Source organism: Gemmatimonadaceae bacterium, from assembly GCA_035533015.1.
GTDB lineage: Bacteria > Gemmatimonadota > Gemmatimonadetes > Gemmatimonadales > Gemmatimonadaceae > JAGWRI01.
In genome coordinates, this window is record DATLUQ010000055.1 from 1 (window position 1) to 16,701 (window position 16,701).

Genomic DNA, 16,701 nt, shown 5'->3' on the forward strand with positions numbered 1-16,701 from the left:
TTCAGCCGCGCGGCGCCCGGCGGCGCCGCGGTCCGTCCGCAACCACCAAGTACGGCGGCCGCGCAGAGCGCGCCACCGATCGCGCGGTGATGTCTCATGCCGAAAGCTAGAACGTGTACCGCGCCGACAGCTGCACGCGCCTCGGCTGTGCTGCCGTGGTGTACACAATCGGATCCCCGGGGCGCCCCACCTGCACCCGCGGGCCGCCGCCCGCGATGCCGTTGGCGAACCCGGACTCCTGCACCGAGTTCAGCGCGTTGAACACGTCCAGCCGGAGTTCCAGCCCCCGGGACCGGCCCATGGGCACGATGTAGCCGGCCCCGAGGTCCAGGTTGAACACGCTGGGCAGCCGTCCGCTATTGCGGCCCAACCCCGGAAACCGATCGAGGTTGCCCAAGTAGACGTCGCCGAAGCCGGGGGTGCTCCCGTTCAGATCGTAGTAGGTGGCCGTGCCCGTGGCCGGGTCGTACTTCCCAGCCACCCAGTTGATCGGCTGGCCGGTCTGGAAATCCGCGATGCCGCTCAACTGCACCCGCGGCACGGGCGTGTACACGGAGCGCAGGCGGACCACGTGGCGGCGATCGTTCACCGCGTCCGCCCACTCGTTCTTGAAGTTGTTCCCCTGCGTGGCGGCAAAGTTCACGTCTTCGGTGTTGTTCCGCGCGTGCGACCAGATCCAGTTGAGATCCGCCGTCCAGGTATCACTGAAGCGGTGCTGGACTTCCGTATAGAGGCCGGCGTACTCGCTCCGCCCGCCCGCGTCGGTGGTCGTGAGTTGGCGGAAGCTCCCGGGCCGCGGAGTGACGGGCCGGTGGGCATCGCCGAACGATGGCGGCCGATTGATCGTATCGCCGGCGGTGAGCGTGTAATTCACCGCGTTGAGGTCCCACAGCCGGGGCAGGTGTTCCGTGGCCGCGTACACGACATCGAACGACACGCCCCAACTCGGACCGAATTGCTGGCTGTAGCCGAGCGTTGCCTGGTAGCTGCGCGGATTCTTCAGGCCCCGCGCGAACGTCTGCCGGATCTCGCGCGGCGGGAGCTGCCCGCGAGCGGCCAGCAGTTGCTGCTCGCTCGGCGCCTGACCGAACGCTGGCGCGCCCGCGCCGTCGAAGGTCACGGCGGCGCTTCCGTTCGAGCCGAACTGCGTGGCGTCCGAATAGACCGTATACGGGAACTTCCCGATGTAGACGCCAGCCCCACCGCGGAAGACGCGATCGGGGGCAAAGGTCCAGTTGAAAGATGCCCGTGGTTGGAAGTTGGTGAGATCGGGCGAACTGGCGCCCCGGGACGTGATATCATCGTAGTCCCACCGGAGCCCGTAGGTGACGTTGAGCAGCGGCGTGGCCCGCCACGCATCCTCGACATAGAGCCCGTACACGGCCTGCGACTGGTCCACGTGCTGCAGGATCGCGTCCACGGTATAGCTCTTGACCTGAACGTTGGCCGGGATGTCCCGAATCGAAATGAACCCGCCCGACCGGGTGATATTGCCCGTGTTGGCCACTTCGTACAGGCCGTGCGGATTCGTGCCCGCGCCGTCGAGCCGGAACCCGGCGGCGATGACATCCGTTCCAGCCTTCAATGTGTGCGTCCCCGCCTGGCGGACGAGCTCATCGCGCAGACTCACCTGGGTCTCGCGTTCGTCGAACTGAAAGCCCGAAGAGCCAACGATGGCCTGCAGCGCACCCTGCGGCGACTCGATGTACACCTGCGGCGTGTTGAGAGAACTCGCCGTGGGCGGGTAGTACCAGTGGTAGGTGGCCACCTGCACTGACACCATGTTGGACGTGTGAGCCGTGACGTCGCTGCGGTGGGTAACGCTTCCGATGATTCCCAGCCGGTACTGGCCCACATCCGCCTCGGGCACCACCAGCCCCCCGCCCTCGCCACGCAACTGCAGGTTGCTGGCCGCAACCTTGAACGTCGTTGTCTGCGTACCGCTCCACACCTCATCCAGTCGGCCGAACAGCTTGAGCTGCCGCCGCTCCTGCGCCCCCGCTCCGTTTCCGAACGCCGTGGTCACGGCCTGGGGAGTCTTCTCGTCCAGGTACTCCGCCGCGCCGAAGACGAACGTCCGGTCGCGGTCCAGCGCTCCTCCGCCGGATCCGCCCAGTTGGTATCGATGAAATCGCTGCGGATCAGTGTTGGATGGCGTGAATGTCGGTCGGGCATCGAATCCACGGCCGGGGCGCCCGTACGCGAAGAGATCGCCGTGCCAGTCGTTGGTGCCGCTGCGGGTGACGTAATTGACAATTCCATTGGAACTCCGCCCGAATTCCACGCCGTATGTGTTCGTCTTCACGTCCACGCGGCGCAGGGCGGACAGCGGCAGGTCCACCCGCGTTCCGCCCAGGAACCCCTCGTTGTTGTCCAACCCGTCAATGAAGTACTGGGTATACAGGGAATTGGAGCCGTTGATGCTGAGCACGGGGGCCGTATCGAAGAACCCCGTGGCCTGCGTGACGCCCGGCACGTAGAACGCGAGCTTCAGGGGATCGCGTCCGTCCGAGGGGAGCGCCTCGAGATCCCGCGCCGTGAGCGTGCCACCGGTGGCGGCATCGGTGTGATTCACCAGGGGCGGCTCCACGGACGCGCGCACGGCGAACACCCCGAGCTGCGTCATGCGCGTCAACACCACGTCGACCCGGTGCACGTCGCCAGGCTGCAGCGCGGGAATCGCGATGGTGAACTCCGCGAACCCGGCACGTTCCACGTGCAGGGCGAATGGCTCGCCCGACGGAACGCGCAGGGAGAACGCACCGGCCGAGTCCGCGCGTACCGCGTGAGCGCTGTCTATCCGCACACGAGCGCTCGGGACGGGCGCACCGCGCGGGGTATGAACCGCGCCCGCCACGATCGAGGAGTCGGCGCGCTGGGCGTGTGCAGGCGCAGGAAACGCAGGCACCGCGGCAAGAAGCAGCAAAACGAAGGACCGGCGAATAAGCATGGAATGGATCTGCGTGGTGTCCACGGGGGAAATGGCCGCCGACATCCCGTGCCGCCGCCCGCAGAGGCGGCGGCCCGGCGGGCGGTCATGTCGCACCCGGGCAACACACAGGGGGCCCCGATGGTTCCGTGATGCTGGCCTGCGGCCTGTTCAGCGCAGAATCCGCCACGCCCATACGAGGCGCTGGGCCACGGTTGCCGCGACGAGCACGGCCATGGCCCCAAATAGCAGGACGATGTGCCCAGGCCAGATGAAGAACAGCGTGTACGCGACCGCGGTCTCGGTTCCGGCAACCAGCCCAGGCGGCATCGTGACGCTGGTCAACTCGCCGTTCGCCGCGGCGCCGAGCGCGCGCCGCTCGAGGAGGGCGGCAAGGTACATCCACGACGCGGCGTTCACGTAGAACACGCCGACGAGCACCACCGCCGCCAGAATGGTCGTGCGGCTGGCCGCCGCGATGGCGAACCCTATGGGAATCGCGGCGTAGACGGCGAAATCCAATACGATATCCAGGTAGCCGCCAAAGTCGGACTGGCGGCCCGACGCGCGGGCCACGGTGCCGTCGAATCCATCGAGGAAGCGATTGACCAGCCAGAGCATCAACCCCAGCGTGTACGCCCCGCGCGCGCCGGCCCCGGCACTCCCCATTCCGACAACGAACCCGATCACGGTGACCGCGTTCGGATGCACCATCCCGCCCAGCCGCCGCGCCAGCGGGGCCAGCAGCCGGTCTTTCAGCGCACGCAGATAGTCGTCGAACATGGGAGGTGAATGGCCGGGGACTGGGTTGGTTGGGAAATATACGGTCGGTGGAACGATTCCGACCCATCGACGGTTGCCCCGTCTGAAACGATCTCGGCGCGTGCGCCATCAGACGAGGACCCCATGGCTCGACCCGATCCAGAAATTCCCGCGTGCTGCCGGGGGCGCCAGGTGCTCTCGGCCTCGGTGCGCACATCGGTCATCGTGGGCACGGCACTCACCGCGATCAACCAGTGGCCGGCGTTGATCGGTGGCGGAATCGCGGCCGGCGTCCTGGTGCGGGTGGCCTTCAATTACCTGGTGCCGTTTCTGGTGGCGTACTATTCGCGCGCCGCGTTGGCCCGTGAACTGATGACGACATTCGTCCGCGGGCCGGTGGACGCATGAAGCGTTGGAAGGCAGCCGCCACCATCGCCGGCGTGGTGGCCGTTGCGGCCGGGGGAGTCGCGTACTGGCGATATTCCACCCGCGCGCCGCGGAAGAGCCAGCCGGCGAGCGTCATGCAGATGCTGGGGGCCACCCGGATCAGTGTTCACTACAACCGCCCGTCCGCCCGCGGCCGCACCCTCTTCGGCGGCATCGTGCCATACGGCCAGGTGTGGGATCCCGGGGCCGACGAGGCAACGACCTTCGAGACCGACAGGCCGATAATCTTTGCCGGCCAGGCACTCGCGTCGGGCAGCTACAGCGTGTGGGCCATTCCAGATTCGGCCGAGTGGACGGTGATCCTCAGTCGCGCGGCCCACGTGTACCACATCCCGTATCCCGAAGGTCACGACGCCCTCCGGGTGCGAATTCGGCCGGCGATCGGGCCATACGTCGAAACGTTGGCGTTCGAACTCCCGCAGGCGGATGCGACGCACGCGCTCTTGGTGCTGCATTGGGGCACTACGATGATCGACATTCCCATCGCGACGCGGTGATGCCGCCCGTCGGGAACAGAACGACTCTCGCACCCACCGGAGGATAGGCCGTGGAACGTACGTCCCGTTGGACCATGCCCCTGCTGCGGATCAGCATGGGAGTATTCCTGTTGCTGTGGGGAGTGGACAAACTGCTCGCCGCGCAGGGCGCGGGGCGGATCTTCAGCCACTTCTATCACGTGCCGGCGGGGCCCGTCCTGGTTCGCGCCGCCGCGGTGTTGGAAATTCTCGTGGCGATCTGCGTGGCCATCGGCCTATTTCGCCGCGCGTCGGCGTGGGCGGCGCTGGTCATGTCCGCCGCGTCCACGATCGGCAGCTGGAAGGAGATCCTGGACCCCTGGGGGCTGCTCGGCCTCACGACGGGGGGCACGCATCTCTTCCTGGCCTCCATCCCCCTCACGGCGGTCGCCGTGGTGCTGGTGCTGAATGCGTCCGACGACACGCTGGCACTCGATGCGCGCCTGCACAGACCGTCCAGGCCCGTATCGCCATGACCCCGCACGGTAGGAGCACCGCGAATGGCTGATTTTTCGGAGCTACCGCTCGGCATGCGCATGCAGCTCGCGCTGTATCCGTGGCGGCGCATCGATCCGGTTCCGTGGACGCCGATGCGGGTGCCGCTCGCCTCCGCGCGGGTGGCCCTCGTCACGAGCGCCGGCATGTATCGCGTCGGGATAGACGCGCCGTTCGCCCCCGTGCGGGGCGGCGACTCGAGCTATCGCCTGATCCCCGACGACACGGCGACGCAGGACCTAGTGGTCGGCCAGGTCAGCCACGCGTTCGACCGCGGGCCGGCCGAGCGTGACCCGAACATCGCGTTCCCGCTCGACCGCCTCCACGAAATGGTGGCCGATGGCACCATCGGCCACGCCGCGCCGCGGCACGTCAGCATCAACGGGTCGATCACCGCCCCTGGGCGTCTCGTGCGCGACACGGCGCCTCGCATTGCCGCGGAGCTGCGCGACGACGGGGTAGACGTCGCGCTGCTCGTGCCCATATGACCGATGTGCACGCAGTCCGTGGGACTGCTCGCGGGTGTGTTGGAAGGTGCCGGCATCAGTACCGTATGCGTCGCATTGGTCCGGTCGGTAGCGGAACGGGTGCGGCCTCCACGGGCGCTGGCCGTGCCGTTCCCGTTCGGCTCGGCACTCGACCGCGCCGGGGACCCGCCGCGCCAGCGTGCCGTCATGAGAAGGGCATTCGACCTGTTGCAGTGTGACGGGCCGGGGCCGATCCTCAAGGATCTACCAACCGACTGACCACACGGTCCGCTCGGGGCCCCGATACGGCGTTCTACATCACGTGTTCGTGTGGGCCCAACGCCACCGGGATCTTCGACGATTCAAGCCCTCCGTCTCTGATCCACGCTCCCGTCGCCTCGGCGGCCCGGTCTTCCAGCAGGGCTGCCTGCGAGAAGTCGTAGGCGCTCACGGGAAGCGGACACAGCGGCGGAACGATCGCGATCGGCGCACGCGCGCCGAGCCGCTCGACATCGTACACGAGCTGGCGCGCGACCAGCAGCGTCATCGTATGCAGCACCATCGCGATGGCGTTGCTCGGGGGTTGCGACGTGGCGCAGGTGAATCCGGTGGGCAGCACAATCACCCGCGAAGCGCCCATGGCGAGCGCCGTCGAGATCGGCGCGTTGTTGGCGATCGCCCCATCCACGAGATCGCGCCCACCGACGCGCACGGCCGGCAGGAGCACGGGAATGGACGCGCTGGCCATCAGCGCATCGCTCGCCGGCCCGCTCGTCAATACCACTTCCGCGCCGTTGCGCACGTCCGAGGCGACGATGGCGCACGGGAGCACGAGGCTCTCCAGCCGGGCATTCCCGAAGTGTGTGGTCAACAGGCGTCGCAGCCCCGATGGCTCGAGCAGGTGCTCCCGATGGCCGAACACGCCCCGCATGGCGCCTAGCGGATTGAGCGGAAACACGTCGCGTCTCGTGATCGATGCCCAGATCTGCCCGAGGCGCGCCACGCCGGCAAGCGTCGGATCGGCCGCGAAGTACGCGCCGTTGATGGCGCCCACCGACGTTCCAACCACGAAGTCAGGCCGCACGTCGGCCATCAGGAGCGCGCGCAGCATCCCGACCTGGATGGCGCCGAGGCTTCCGCCACCGGCCAGGACGAAGGCCGTGCGCTCGTTCATGACTGGCGCCTTGTCCGGCGGACCAACGACGGCAGAAACGACAGCGCCAGCAGCAGGAAACTGGCGGCTACTACCTGGAGCCATGCGGTCCGCGACGTGCCCGAGATGCCCAGCGCCAGACTCTGCGCGAACCAGGTGTACACGAGTGTGCCGGGGATGATGCCCAGCGCCGTGCCCACGACGAACGCGCGCGTCGGCACACGCGCCAGTCCGGACGCGACACTCAATCCGTCGAACGGAATGAGCGGAATCAAGCGAAGGCGCCCGATGGCCATCGCACCCGTCCGCGACGACAACGTGTCGAGCCGCGCGGCGTGGCGGCCCAGCAGGAGCCGGATCGCGTCGGCGCCGAGCGCACGCGCCAGAATAAACGATCCGGTGGCGCCAATCGTCGCGGCCATCCAGTTGAGCGCCGACCCCTTGGCGAATCCAAACACGATGCCTCCGGCGAGCGTGAACGGCGTGGCCGGCAGCGCCAGCGTGGCCGCCACGGCGTACACCAGCACGAACAGTGCCGACGCTCCCGGGGCACTGCGGAGGCGCGCAGCCAGTCCCAGCGGATCGCCGAGCATTCCGGCCGCCGTCCCCCGGAGGGCCAACCCGGCGGCCGCGATCAGGGCGACGAAGATGCCCAGCCGAATGAGGGCCGCACGGCGCGAGATGGACGGCGTACTCATCGAAACAGCGAGAACCACGCGCCGAACAGCCGGCGCGCCAGCGGCGTCAACCGCGTGCGTCGCCAGGCGTCCGCGGCTCGACGATACACTTCGGCCTGGGTCGGATACGCGTGGATGGTACCGCCCAGCGCACCCAAGCCCAAACGGTTGGTGATGGCCACCGCCAGCTCGCCGATCATCTCCCCCGCGTGATCCGCAACGAGCGTTCCGCCGAGAATACGATCGCTGCCGGCCCGCAGATGGACCTTGAGAAATCCACCGTCGGCCCCGTCGAGCACGGCGCGGTCCACGTGCGACAACTCCACGGTGACGGTCTCCACCTTGCGCCCGGCGGCCTCCGCCTCGGCCGGCGTGAGCCCCACGTGCGCCACTTCGGGCGACGTGTAGGTCACGCGAGGCACGACAAGTTTGCTGTTACGTCCCCCACCGATGCCGAAGAAGAGCGCGTTGGGGACGGCCAGCCGGGCCTGGGCATCAGCGACGTGCGTGAACTGGAGCGGCGACGAGACGTCGCCGATAGCGTACACGCGACGATTGCTGGTGCGCAGCCGGTCGTTGACGGTGATTCCGGTCGGCGAATACGCAATGCCGGCCGCGTCGAGCCCGAGGTTGTCCACGTTCGGCGCCCGCCCGGTCGCGATGAGCAGCCGGTCGCCCCGAATCGTCACGCTCCCCTGCGCGCCCGTCGCCGTCACGGTGAATTCCGCTCCGGCATACGACACGGACGTCAGGCGGTGATCGTGGTGCTGCGCGACGCCGTCGGCCCGGAGCGACGCCGAGACCAACTCGGCCGCGTCGGCGTCTTCGCGCGGCAGCAGGCGCGGACCGGCATTCACCAGGGTGACGGCCGTGCCCAATCGCGCGAACGCCTGCGCCAACTCCGCGCCGATCGGTCCGCCACCCACCACGATCAGATGTCGCGGGCGTTCGGTCACGGTGAAGATGGTCTCGTTGGTGTCGAACGGCGTGTCGGCAAGGCCGGGAACGAGCGGCACGGCGGCGCGCGCGCCGGTCGCGACGATGGCGCGACGGAATCGCACCGTGCGGTCTCCGATGCGCACCGCATCCGGCGCCACGAATGCCGCGTCGCTCAGAAAGACGTCGACGCCCAGGCCGCGGAACCGCGCGGCCGAATCGACGTCGCTCAACCCCGCTCGCAGGCCGCGGAGCCGGGCCATCGCCGCGGCGAAATCGCCGTCGCCCGATGCGCGCGGCCCCCCGAAAGCGGCGGCCGAGCCGCGCGCGTCATGCCACCCGCGGGCGGCACGGATGACCGCTTTGGACGGCACGCATCCCACGTTGAGGCAGTCGCCGCCGAGCATGGCGCGTTCAACCAGGGCAACGCGCGCGCCCAACCCCGCGCCGATGGCGGCGCTCACGAGACCGGCGGTGCCGCCACCGATCACGACCAGGTGATAGCGATCGCGTTTCGGCGGCAGCGGCCAGCCGCGAGGACTCACATTGCCCGCCCAGTGCGCGTTCGGCGCATCGAACGGCGGCGCCGCGAAGCGCCCGGGCCAGTCAGCCGGCGGGTCAGGGAATGTTCGTGTCACGTCGGCGACGGTCCTTGAAGAGTTGCGTGCGGTGCGTCGTGTAGCGGGGCAACCGGCAGCTGCCCGGAAAAGTTCAATGCACGACGCGGCGATGCCTCTTGACCCTATACCAAGGTATAGGGTGTAGGATTCAGGATCACGCGATGAGGAGGGGGGCGATGGCGCTGTCAATCGGTCAGGTCGCCGCAGCGGCCGATGTCAACATCCAAACCATTCGGTACTACGAGCGCCGCGGCATTCTTGTCCCCGCGAGTCGGACACCCGCGGGGTACCGCAAATACGGGGACGACGCGGTGTCCCGGCTGCAATTCATTCGCCACGCCCAGGCGCTCGGGTTCACGCTCGGCGAGATCGACGAACTGCTGGCCCTCCGCGTCCGCGATGCCGGCGCTTGCCGTCACGTCGAGAAACGGACGCGCGAGAAGATCGATGACGTGGACCTCCGCATTCGCGAGCTCCGGAAGATCAAACGGACTCTGGAGCGCCTCGCGGCGACCTGCGAGAGTCGACGGACCACGAACGCGTGTCCCATTCTGGAGGCACTGGAAGACAATGCCGATTTTGGAAGATAAGGGAACGACCTCGGCCGTTGGCGGACTCGCCGGGGCCGCCGCAAGTTCCGTCGCGTTGCTCTGTTGCGCAGGCGCAGGCCCGGCGCTCGCATTAGCCACTGCCCTGGGTCTCGGCTTTCTGATCCACGATGCAGTGCTGATCCCGCTGCTCGTCATCGCGCTGGGCGTCACCATGTGGGGGCTGAGCGATGGGCGAGGCCGCCATGGCAAGCCGTGGCCCCAGCATCTCGGAACCGTGGGTGCGGTGTGTACCCTGGGCGGGATGTTCGTCTGGCTGCCGCTTGCGTACGCCGGACTCGGCATGATCATCGCGGCCAGCGCGTGGAATCTCTGGCTGACGCATCGGTGCGCGGCCCCCGACCGGCAGACCATTTGACGGATTGTCTCCCACGACGTGAGGTGCATGATGGCTAAGGGCAGCGGCACAAAGCACGTCCACGCCGGTCGCGGTATGGAATACGACGTAGCCGTGATCGGCGGGGGCTCGGCCGGCTTCGCGGCCGCGATCCGTGCCGCGGAACTGGGCGCCCGGGTGGCCATGCTCGAGGGCGGCACGCTCGGCGGTACGTGCGTCAACGTGGGGTGTGTACCATCCAAGACGCTGATTCGCGCCGCCGAAGCGCAGCACCATCGCCAGCACCACGGGTTCCACGGTATTGCGACATCTGATGGCGTGCCCGACTGGGCCGCGGTGCGCGCGCAGAAGGACGAACTCGTCGCGACGCTGCGACAGGCCAAGTACCGCGACGTGATCCAGGGGTACGAGTCGGTGACTCTGTTCGAGCAACGGGCGGCCATCACCTCGGACCACGGCATCGACGTCGCCGACGGACGCCGGATCCGCGCTGGCAAGATCATCATCGCGACCGGCGCCTCGGCGTGGGCCGCACCGATTCCGGGGCTCGCTGAAGCCGGGTATCTGGATAACGATTCAGCCATGGCGCTCGACGAGTTGCCAGCGTCTCTGATTGTGATCGGGGCGAGCGCGGTGGGACTCGAACTGGCCCAGATGTTCTCGCGTTTGGGGGTACATGTCACCGTGCTCGAGGCGCTGCCGACCGTCGTGCCCATGGAAGACGCCGACGTGGGACGCGCGCTCGGCGACTATCTGCGCGCGGAAGGCCTGGACGTACGCGTCGGCGTCCGGATTGCGCATGTGGCGCGCACGGATGGGGCGTACCACGTATCGCTCACCGACGACGGCCGGCCGGAGACCGTGCACGCCGCCCAACTGCTCGTCGCAACTGGGCGGCGGCCGAACACTCACGGGTTCGGTCTCGAGGCGACTGGCGTGATGTTGGGGAAGAAGGGAGAAGTCGTCGTGGACGAGTTCTTGCAGACCGCCAACCCCGACATCTATGCGGCGGGCGACGTGATCGGCGATCCGGCGTTCGTGTACGTGGCGGCGTATGGCGGGTCGCTGGCCGCGGAGAACGCGCTGACCGGAAACGCGCGGCGCTTCGACCTGACCGCCCTACCCAAGGTCACGTTCACGGACCCCGGCGTGGCGTCGGTGGGCCTCACCGAGGTCGAGGCGCGAGCCAACGGGGGGACGGTCGTCGTGTCCATCCTCTCGATGGAACACGTGCCGCGCGCGCTGGCCGCCCGCGACACCCGCGGGTTCGTGAAGCTCGTGGCGGACGCGGCCACACGAAAGATCGTCGGCGCGCACATCCTCTCGACCGAAGCGGGCGAGATGATCACCGAGCCCGCGCTGGCCATCAAGTTCGGACTGACGATCGAGGATCTGAAGGCCACCTTCCACCCCTATCTGACGCTGGCCGAAGCGATCAAGCTCGCGGCGCAGACCTTCGACAAGGACGTGGCCAAGTTGTCGTGCTGCGCCGCGTGAGTTCCGGTTCCACCGGATGGGAAATGGCACGGGTCGGCGCGTGATGCGCCGACCCGTTCACCGTACCGTCCGCGCGTCTATGCGCCGGTTGGCACCGGCCCGTAGATCGCGCCGACGGTCGCACCGTACAGGAGGTGGCCGATCAGGGCGCCCATGGCGCTCATCATCGATCCCGAGAACAGCGGCATGCCCATCATGGGCAGCATGACGATCTCAAACACCAGCCAGGGTGCAATGCCGTAGATTGCGCCCCGCAGCCAGGGGGCGCCCGGAAGCCGCGAGGCCACGGCTGCGTAGATCAGCGCCAGAACCACGCCAACCATGAAGTGCGCTACCCACCCCGCGGCCATGTTGCCGCCCATCTTGCCGGCCAGCATCGCCGCCGGATTCATCTGAGGGATTCCCATCATCGGCGCCGCATACAGGCCGACGACCGTCAGCACCACTGTTCCGACCAGCCCGCCGACCACCGCCTTGCCGTAATTGATCTTCATGACCATCACCCCACGGTTGGAGAGAACGCGCATGGTAGATCTGCGCTGCAGGGGCAAGCATCGACGGGGCTGAATCGTCCCCCAAAGCGCTACGTTATGATGTAACCGTCTACGAGGTGGTACGCCATGACCAGTTGGATCGAGCTGCCAGATGAAGATCGGGTGGAGGGACCCCTTGCCGAGGCGTATGCGCGCGTGGCCGCCGCCCGCGGCGCGGTCGGGAACATCCTCAAGGCGCACGCGACGCGTCCGGCGGCGCTCGTCGCGCATCTCGACCTGTATCGCGAACTCATGTTCAGCCGCTCCGAATTGAGCCGCGCCGAGCGGGAATTGATCGCGTCCGTGGTCTCTTCCGTGAACGGGTGCCGGTATTGAATGCACCATCACGGAGGGTCGCTCCGTCAGCTCACGAAGGATCCGGCGCTGGTCGATGCCGTGCTCGCCGACCCGCGGGGAGCATCGTTGCCACCGCGCTGGCGCGTGCTCGCCGACTTCGCGATCGCGTTGACGGTGCAGCCCAGCGCGGTCTCCGGAGCCGACGCGGCTGCCTTGCGGGCCGTCGGCCTGTCCGACGCGGGGCTGCACGACGTCGTGGCGGTGACCGCGTATTTCAACTTCGTCAACCGGATGGCGGAGGGGTTGAACATCCCGCTGGAGTAACGCGAACCAGCGCGACGGCGCGCCGGTTCCGTCTCACGGCCCGTGCACGGCTGCCACGTCCTCGCGGCCGGCCAGGGCGGTCTCCATCGCACCCACTGAGATCGCGAAGTGGGAAGCGCTCCAGAGCGCGGTGCCGTCGCGCAGCAGGATCACCTGCGGCGATGCGTGGCCGATGCCCAGCGTGTCGGCGACGCGCTGCGACGTCTCGCGCTGCGTGAGCACGTCGATCAGGACCACCGGCACGTCGTCGTGACGCTGCGCATACCTCGACACTTCTCCGAGCGCACGCAGCGATGTCGGGCACGCCGGGCTGTGCTTGAATACCCAGCGGACCCCCGGCGAGTGGAGTTCGGCTGGAATGGTCGATCCGGGCTGACGGGCAAGGCGATGTATGCTCATGGGGTTCCTGATCCTGGCAGAAGGGACGACCGACGCGGGGGGCGGTCGTATTGCTCCGCGACTCCGTGTGGCAACTGGACAAGTGTTCACCCCGTCGTTCAGTTCCATGGCACGCCACAACGCCCGAGCGCCAACCCCGGGAAGTCGGGCCGCTCAACCGAATAGAGTCGCGATGGAACCATTCCAACGGAGGTCCGGTTGACACCGTCAATGCCGGACCATGACGACGCCAAACGGGAACGCGACAAGCAGTTTCGCGAGGAAGCGCTCCGCTGGCTTCCGCAAGTCGCACGATTCGCGTTGTCGCTTGCCCGGGACCAGTCCGATGCCGATGATCTCGTGCAGGAGACCTACCTGCGCGCGTATCGCTCGTGGCACCTCTACGAGCCAGGCACGGAGTGTCGTGGGTGGCTGTTTACCATCTGTCGGAATGAGTTCCTGCGTACGCGCGCGCGGCAGCAACGCGAGGTGGATCTCGATCCACCGGAACTCGAAGCTCGTCAGGCCGCGGCGGTGCACGAATCCGTCCGCAATACGATGCTCGAGGACATCTGGCTCCGGGTGGACCTCGCGCCTGCCATTCGCCACGCGCTTGCCGCCCTGCCGGAAGTCCTGCGGACCGCCGTGATTCTGGTCGATCTGCAGGATCTCAAGTACGAAGAAGCTGCCGTGGTCCTGGGCGTACCGGTTGGCACGGTGCGTTCCAGACTGTTCCGGGGCAGGCGACAGCTGCAGGAACCGCTGCTCATTCACGCGCAAGATGCGGGCTATGCCCCGCGACGACCGACCTCGGACGGGGGGGACATACCATGACGGAAGAACATTCGCACGACCACGAGATGCTTGACTGCGAGACCGTCATGCAGCAACTGTGGGATTACCTGGACGAGGAGCTGACGCCGGATCGCATGGCCGCGATCCGGACCCATCTGTCCATGTGCGCCCGGTGTTATCCCCAGTACGAGTTCGAGCGGGCGTTCCTCGCGGCGCTCAATGGCGCTCAGGCAGAGCATTCGGACCCGGAGGCGCTACGGGAGCGCGTGGCCGACGCGCTGCGCGCCGATGGCATGCTCGAGGTCTAGCCCCCGCGCGGGGCTCGACCGCGAGGCGTCTGGACTCACGCACGCACGAGCCGGGAGTGCCTGTCGGGCACGACCGGCTTTCGCGTCTCCGGCGGTGATGCGCGGACGGCGCGGCCGCCCATAGCGCGGGCGGTCTGCTCGAGATCTTGCAGGACGTTCATGAACGTGATGAACGCATCGTACGGCGTGTCGTACGGGCTGAAGTACTTGTGGACGTCCCCGTCGTTCGACCATTTGGTGCAGATGTAGTAGAGGTGGTCACTCGTGGTCAAACGGCGCCAGACCGACAATAGATGCGCATCCCCCGCGGCGGCGACTGCGGCTCCGACCTGGAACAGGCGGTCGCGCGCCGCCTCCTGCAGTGGGTTTCCCAGCCACGCCGTCACCCCGCGATCCTCGTCCGCCCACGACGTGGGTCGGGGGAACGACAGCGTGCCGACCGGCGCGCGTTCGGCGAGCGTGGACGGATGCACGAACCGGAGCCCCCGGCGCCGGCAGGCGTCGGGCAGGTGCCGCAGAAACTCGAAGATTCCGGTGTCGGCCCATTGGTGTTCGCCGAATGTCTCGTAATCCAGAAAGAGATGGATGCTGTCGCCGGGCGAGGCGGCCAACCAGTCGGCGTAGGTTTCAGCGGTCAGTGGCCAGCGGGCCCAGTCCCGGTTGGAGAACCGGAAGCCGACATCGTCGCTCAGGCGATGGTTCCGCGGCAGCAGCCGCAAGCCCGGGGCGGACGCGGCCGCGTATACATGGTTCGCCGAACGCCACCCAAGCACCTGGTCCGCCCCCTCCACCATCATGCCCGTATACCCGAGGCCCTCGATGGTCGGGGCCAACTCGTCGAAGTAGATGAGTTCGGTATTCCGGAACACACGCGGGCGCTGATGAAAGTGGCGCGCGATTGTGCGGCGATGGAGAAGGACCTGTTCGCGAAACTCCGCCGGCTGCCCGAGGCTGGCCAGACTGTGGTAGGACGTCTCCGACAGGAGTTCCACGCCGCCGGTGCCGACGACCCGTTGGAAGCTCTCCAGGACGTCGGGAGCCGTATCGGACATCTGCTCGAGGACCGTGCCGCTCAGGCTCAACGCAAAGCGGAATTCCCCTTCGCTCTGCCGGATCAGCTCGCCGAGCAGGCCGTTGGTGGGCAGATAGCACTTGTCGGCGACCCGCCGCAGCAACTCGCGATTGCGCTGGTCGTCGAAATAAGCCTGCCCGGTGCCGATGTCGAAGAACCGGTAGCGGCGCAGCCGGAACGGCTGGTGCACCTGCGCATAGATGCAGATGTCACGCATTGGCCGCTCCGGCGTGCGCCGCGATAGCCCGTTGATACACCGCTTCGACCCGCCGCGCCGGTTCGCCAAGGGAGAACCGCGGGCCCGCCACCTCGTCGCGCCCGCGCACGGCGAGTTGGTCGCGCAAGTCGCGGTGGCCCAGGAGGCCGACCACGGTGCGCGTCATCTCGTCGAGATCCCAGAAGTCGATCTTGATGGCATGCGTCAGCACCTCGGCGACGCCGGCGGTCGGCGGCACGATACACGGCGTGCCGGCCCGGAGACTCTCGAGCGCGACCAGTCCGAACGGTTCGCTCACCGACGGCATGACGCACACGGTGGCCATCTGGAACGCCCGATCCACCTCGACACCAGCCACGGCGCCCGCGAAGTGGACCCGATGCGCGATGCCCATTTCGGCCGCGCGCGTGACCATCCGCGGCACCAGATCACCGGTGCCGGCGACCACGAAGTGGGCCTCCGGGACGAGGGCGGCGACCCGGCCGGCGACATCGAGAAAGTACTCCGGACCCTTCTGCCGCGTGACGCGCCCGAGAAAGAGCACGATCGGCGCGTCCGGCGGCAGCGGACTGGCCGGTCCCGCGTCCCAGCGTTCGTATTCGTCGTCGATGCCCCAGTGGACCGCCGTGACGTGATCCGCGGGAACGCCATAGCGGCCGACGGCCTGCTGCTTGAGGGCCCGGCTGTTGGTGATGACGTGATCCGCAGCCTGGAGGCCGTCCCGCTCACGGGCCACGATCCACTCGTTCGCGCCGTCGCCCGCGCGATCGAACTCAGTGGCATGCAGATGGGCGACGAGCGGCTTGCCCGACACCGCGCGGGCGGCGACTCCAGCGGCGTAGGTGATCCAGTCATGCGTGTGGATGACGTCGTGCGGTTCGTCCTGCGCGATCGCTCCCGCAATGCCCGTCAGGCGGTCGACTTCCGCGAACAGGTTCGCGCCGTAGACCGCGGTGCCTTCCGTTCCCGCCAGGTGGGCACGCGACGTCAGGTAGAAGTCGCTCCCGCCGTACGGCTGCGCCGGCGACGGGATCCGGATGTGCCGGACCCGATGGCGCCCCCAAGTGGCGCTGACCAGTCGCAGACCGGCGATCTGCGGCTCGCCTACCGGGAACGGCACCACCAGCGTCACGGCGACGCCGCGGTGCACCAGGCCCTTCACCAGACCGACGGTCGCCGTCGCCAAGCCGCCGCTCAGGTGCGGAGGAAACTCCCAGCCAAACATGAGAACTCGTATCACAGGGCCGCTGCCTTTCAGAGCGAGAAGAGCGGGACGCCGCGTCGCCGCTGCACCCCAACGTGGCTTCACAACCGCCGATAGTGCCGGTTGGTTC

21 protein-coding genes are annotated in these 16,701 nt (G+C 67.9%); 12 read left to right on the plus strand and 9 right to left on the minus strand.

Features of this window, described 5'->3' with window-relative positions:
- Positions 1-106 precede the first annotated feature (106 nt).
- Positions 107-2,995, minus strand: coding sequence for a TonB-dependent receptor (locus VNF92_11755; GenBank protein HVA58552.1), 2,889 nt, complete (start codon positions 2,993-2,995; stop codon positions 107-109).
- A gap of 105 nt (positions 2,996-3,100) precedes the next feature.
- Entirely contained in the window at positions 3,101-3,712 is a 612-nt protein-coding gene (locus tag VNF92_11760; GenBank protein HVA58553.1) for a CDP-alcohol phosphatidyltransferase family protein, read from the minus strand.
- A gap of 123 nt (positions 3,713-3,835) precedes the next feature.
- Between VNF92_11760 and VNF92_11765 the strand changes: the two genes are divergently transcribed.
- The 5 genes from VNF92_11765 to VNF92_11785 are packed head-to-tail and all read left to right on the plus strand — an operon-like array spanning position 3,836 to position 5,894.
- On the plus strand, positions 3,836-4,099 hold the full coding sequence (locus tag VNF92_11765) for a hypothetical protein (GenBank protein ID HVA58554.1): 264 nt from the start codon (positions 3,836-3,838) through the stop codon (positions 4,097-4,099).
- Entirely contained in the window at positions 4,096-4,635 is a 540-nt protein-coding gene (locus tag VNF92_11770; protein HVA58555.1) for a DUF2911 domain-containing protein, read from the plus strand. The genes VNF92_11765 and VNF92_11770 overlap by 4 nt, the downstream gene beginning before the upstream one ends.
- Positions 4,636-4,685: 50 nt before the next feature.
- Complete coding sequence (locus tag VNF92_11775; protein ID HVA58556.1) at positions 4,686-5,129, plus strand: DoxX family protein; 444 nt, start codon at positions 4,686-4,688, stop codon at positions 5,127-5,129.
- Between the two features lie 24 nt (positions 5,130-5,153).
- Positions 5,154-5,636 (plus strand): glycine/sarcosine/betaine reductase selenoprotein B family protein, encoded by a 483-nt coding sequence (locus VNF92_11780; GenBank protein ID HVA58557.1) that lies wholly within the window; start codon positions 5,154-5,156, stop codon positions 5,634-5,636.
- Between the two features lie 3 nt (positions 5,637-5,639).
- Complete coding sequence (locus VNF92_11785; GenBank protein ID HVA58558.1) at positions 5,640-5,894, plus strand: hypothetical protein; 255 nt, start codon at positions 5,640-5,642, stop codon at positions 5,892-5,894.
- A 34-nt stretch (positions 5,895-5,928) separates the two neighbouring features.
- Here the strand turns inward: VNF92_11785 and VNF92_11790 are convergent, their stop codons facing one another.
- From VNF92_11790 to VNF92_11800, 3 genes are read right to left on the minus strand one after another with little or no spacing between them, the layout of a single operon-like run.
- Positions 5,929-6,789, minus strand: coding sequence for a patatin-like phospholipase family protein (locus VNF92_11790; protein ID HVA58559.1), 861 nt, complete (start codon positions 6,787-6,789; stop codon positions 5,929-5,931).
- Entirely contained in the window at positions 6,786-7,466 is a 681-nt protein-coding gene (locus VNF92_11795; protein ID HVA58560.1) for a VTT domain-containing protein, read from the minus strand. Before VNF92_11795 ends, VNF92_11790 begins: the two co-directional genes overlap by 4 nt.
- Entirely contained in the window at positions 7,463-9,019 is a 1,557-nt protein-coding gene (locus VNF92_11800) for a mercuric reductase (protein HVA58561.1), read from the minus strand. Before VNF92_11800 ends, VNF92_11795 begins: the two co-directional genes overlap by 4 nt.
- 158 nt (positions 9,020-9,177) lie before the next feature.
- On the opposite strand from VNF92_11800, the gene VNF92_11805 reads away from it, so the two are divergent.
- The 3 genes from VNF92_11805 to merA all read left to right on the plus strand — a co-directional run bounded on the left by VNF92_11805 (position 9,178) and on the right by merA (position 11,443).
- Positions 9,178-9,591 carry a MerR family transcriptional regulator gene (locus VNF92_11805; protein HVA58562.1) on the plus strand — a complete coding sequence of 138 codons (414 nt, stop codon included), beginning with the start codon at positions 9,178-9,180 and terminating at the stop codon, positions 9,589-9,591.
- Positions 9,572-9,967, plus strand: a complete 396-nt coding sequence (locus VNF92_11810) for a MerC family mercury resistance protein (GenBank protein ID HVA58563.1) — start codon at positions 9,572-9,574, stop codon at positions 9,965-9,967. The genes VNF92_11805 and VNF92_11810 overlap by 20 nt, the downstream gene beginning before the upstream one ends.
- A gap of 75 nt (positions 9,968-10,042) precedes the next feature.
- Positions 10,043-11,443, plus strand: coding sequence for a mercury(II) reductase (gene merA / locus VNF92_11815; protein ID HVA58564.1), 1,401 nt, complete (start codon positions 10,043-10,045; stop codon positions 11,441-11,443).
- Positions 11,444-11,520: 77 nt separating this feature from the next.
- On the opposite strand, the gene VNF92_11820 is transcribed toward merA, so the two are convergent.
- Positions 11,521-11,970 carry a DUF6789 family protein gene (locus VNF92_11820; GenBank protein ID HVA58565.1) on the minus strand — a complete coding sequence of 150 codons (450 nt, stop codon included), beginning with the start codon at positions 11,968-11,970 and terminating at the stop codon, positions 11,521-11,523.
- Between the two features lie 93 nt (positions 11,971-12,063).
- Here VNF92_11820 and VNF92_11825 point away from each other — a divergent pair, with 93 nt between their 5' ends.
- A complete protein-coding gene (locus VNF92_11825) occupies positions 12,064-12,312 on the plus strand; it encodes a carboxymuconolactone decarboxylase family protein (GenBank protein ID HVA58566.1) in 249 nt (82 codons plus the stop codon).
- On the plus strand, positions 12,313-12,597 hold the full coding sequence (locus VNF92_11830; protein ID HVA58567.1) for a peroxidase-related enzyme: 285 nt from the start codon (positions 12,313-12,315) through the stop codon (positions 12,595-12,597).
- Between the two features lie 33 nt (positions 12,598-12,630).
- On the opposite strand, the gene ytxJ is transcribed toward VNF92_11830, so the two are convergent.
- Positions 12,631-12,996 (minus strand): bacillithiol system redox-active protein YtxJ, encoded by a 366-nt coding sequence (gene ytxJ / locus VNF92_11835; GenBank protein ID HVA58568.1) that lies wholly within the window; start codon positions 12,994-12,996, stop codon positions 12,631-12,633.
- A gap of 210 nt (positions 12,997-13,206) precedes the next feature.
- On the opposite strand from ytxJ, the gene VNF92_11840 reads away from it, so the two are divergent.
- Entirely contained in the window at positions 13,207-13,809 is a 603-nt protein-coding gene (locus VNF92_11840; protein HVA58569.1) for a sigma-70 family RNA polymerase sigma factor, read from the plus strand.
- Positions 13,806-14,078 carry a zf-HC2 domain-containing protein gene (locus tag VNF92_11845; GenBank protein ID HVA58570.1) on the plus strand — a complete coding sequence of 91 codons (273 nt, stop codon included), beginning with the start codon at positions 13,806-13,808 and terminating at the stop codon, positions 14,076-14,078. Before VNF92_11840 ends, VNF92_11845 begins: the two co-directional genes overlap by 4 nt.
- 35 nt (positions 14,079-14,113) lie before the next feature.
- On the opposite strand, the gene VNF92_11850 is transcribed toward VNF92_11845, so the two are convergent.
- Complete coding sequence (locus VNF92_11850) at positions 14,114-15,367, minus strand: glycoside hydrolase family 57 protein (protein ID HVA58571.1); 1,254 nt, start codon at positions 15,365-15,367, stop codon at positions 14,114-14,116.
- Positions 15,360-16,592: a glycosyltransferase family 4 protein gene (locus tag VNF92_11855; GenBank protein HVA58572.1), complete on the minus strand. Its 1,233-nt coding sequence runs from the start codon at positions 16,590-16,592 to the stop codon at positions 15,360-15,362. The genes VNF92_11850 and VNF92_11855 overlap by 8 nt, the downstream gene beginning before the upstream one ends.
- Positions 16,593-16,701: the final 109 nt, after the last annotated feature.

Excerpts from the sequence above, each read along its gene's own strand:
- VNF92_11755 (HVA58552.1), bottom strand. The coding sequence starts at position 2,995 with ATGTCGGCGGCCATTTCCCCCGTGGACACCACGCAGATCCATTCCATG.
- VNF92_11760 (HVA58553.1), bottom strand. The coding sequence starts at position 3,712 with ATGTTCGACGACTATCTGCGTGCGCTGAAAGACCGGCTGCTGGCCCCG.
- VNF92_11765 (HVA58554.1), top strand. The coding sequence starts at position 3,836 with ATGGCTCGACCCGATCCAGAAATTCCCGCGTGCTGCCGGGGGCGCCAG.
- VNF92_11770 (HVA58555.1), top strand. The coding sequence starts at position 4,096 with ATGAAGCGTTGGAAGGCAGCCGCCACCATCGCCGGCGTGGTGGCCGTT.
- VNF92_11780 (HVA58557.1), top strand. The coding sequence starts at position 5,154 with ATGGCTGATTTTTCGGAGCTACCGCTCGGCATGCGCATGCAGCTCGCG.
- VNF92_11785 (HVA58558.1), top strand. The coding sequence starts at position 5,640 with ATGTGCACGCAGTCCGTGGGACTGCTCGCGGGTGTGTTGGAAGGTGCC.
- VNF92_11790 (HVA58559.1), bottom strand. The coding sequence starts at position 6,789 with ATGAACGAGCGCACGGCCTTCGTCCTGGCCGGTGGCGGAAGCCTCGGC.
- VNF92_11795 (HVA58560.1), bottom strand. The coding sequence starts at position 7,466 with ATGAGTACGCCGTCCATCTCGCGCCGTGCGGCCCTCATTCGGCTGGGC.
- VNF92_11805 (HVA58562.1), top strand. The coding sequence starts at position 9,178 with ATGGCGCTGTCAATCGGTCAGGTCGCCGCAGCGGCCGATGTCAACATC.
- VNF92_11810 (HVA58563.1), top strand. The coding sequence starts at position 9,572 with ATGCCGATTTTGGAAGATAAGGGAACGACCTCGGCCGTTGGCGGACTC.
- merA (HVA58564.1), top strand. The coding sequence starts at position 10,043 with ATGGAATACGACGTAGCCGTGATCGGCGGGGGCTCGGCCGGCTTCGCG.
- VNF92_11820 (HVA58565.1), bottom strand. The coding sequence starts at position 11,970 with ATGCGCGTTCTCTCCAACCGTGGGGTGATGGTCATGAAGATCAATTAC.
- VNF92_11825 (HVA58566.1), top strand. The coding sequence starts at position 12,064 with ATGACCAGTTGGATCGAGCTGCCAGATGAAGATCGGGTGGAGGGACCC.
- VNF92_11830 (HVA58567.1), top strand. The coding sequence starts at position 12,313 with ATGCACCATCACGGAGGGTCGCTCCGTCAGCTCACGAAGGATCCGGCG.
- ytxJ (HVA58568.1), bottom strand. The coding sequence starts at position 12,996 with ATGAGCATACATCGCCTTGCCCGTCAGCCCGGATCGACCATTCCAGCC.
- VNF92_11840 (HVA58569.1), top strand. The coding sequence starts at position 13,207 with ATGCCGGACCATGACGACGCCAAACGGGAACGCGACAAGCAGTTTCGC.
- VNF92_11845 (HVA58570.1), top strand. The coding sequence starts at position 13,806 with ATGACGGAAGAACATTCGCACGACCACGAGATGCTTGACTGCGAGACC.
- VNF92_11850 (HVA58571.1), bottom strand. The coding sequence starts at position 15,367 with ATGCGTGACATCTGCATCTATGCGCAGGTGCACCAGCCGTTCCGGCTG.
- VNF92_11855 (HVA58572.1), bottom strand. The coding sequence starts at position 16,592 with ATGTTTGGCTGGGAGTTTCCTCCGCACCTGAGCGGCGGCTTGGCGACG.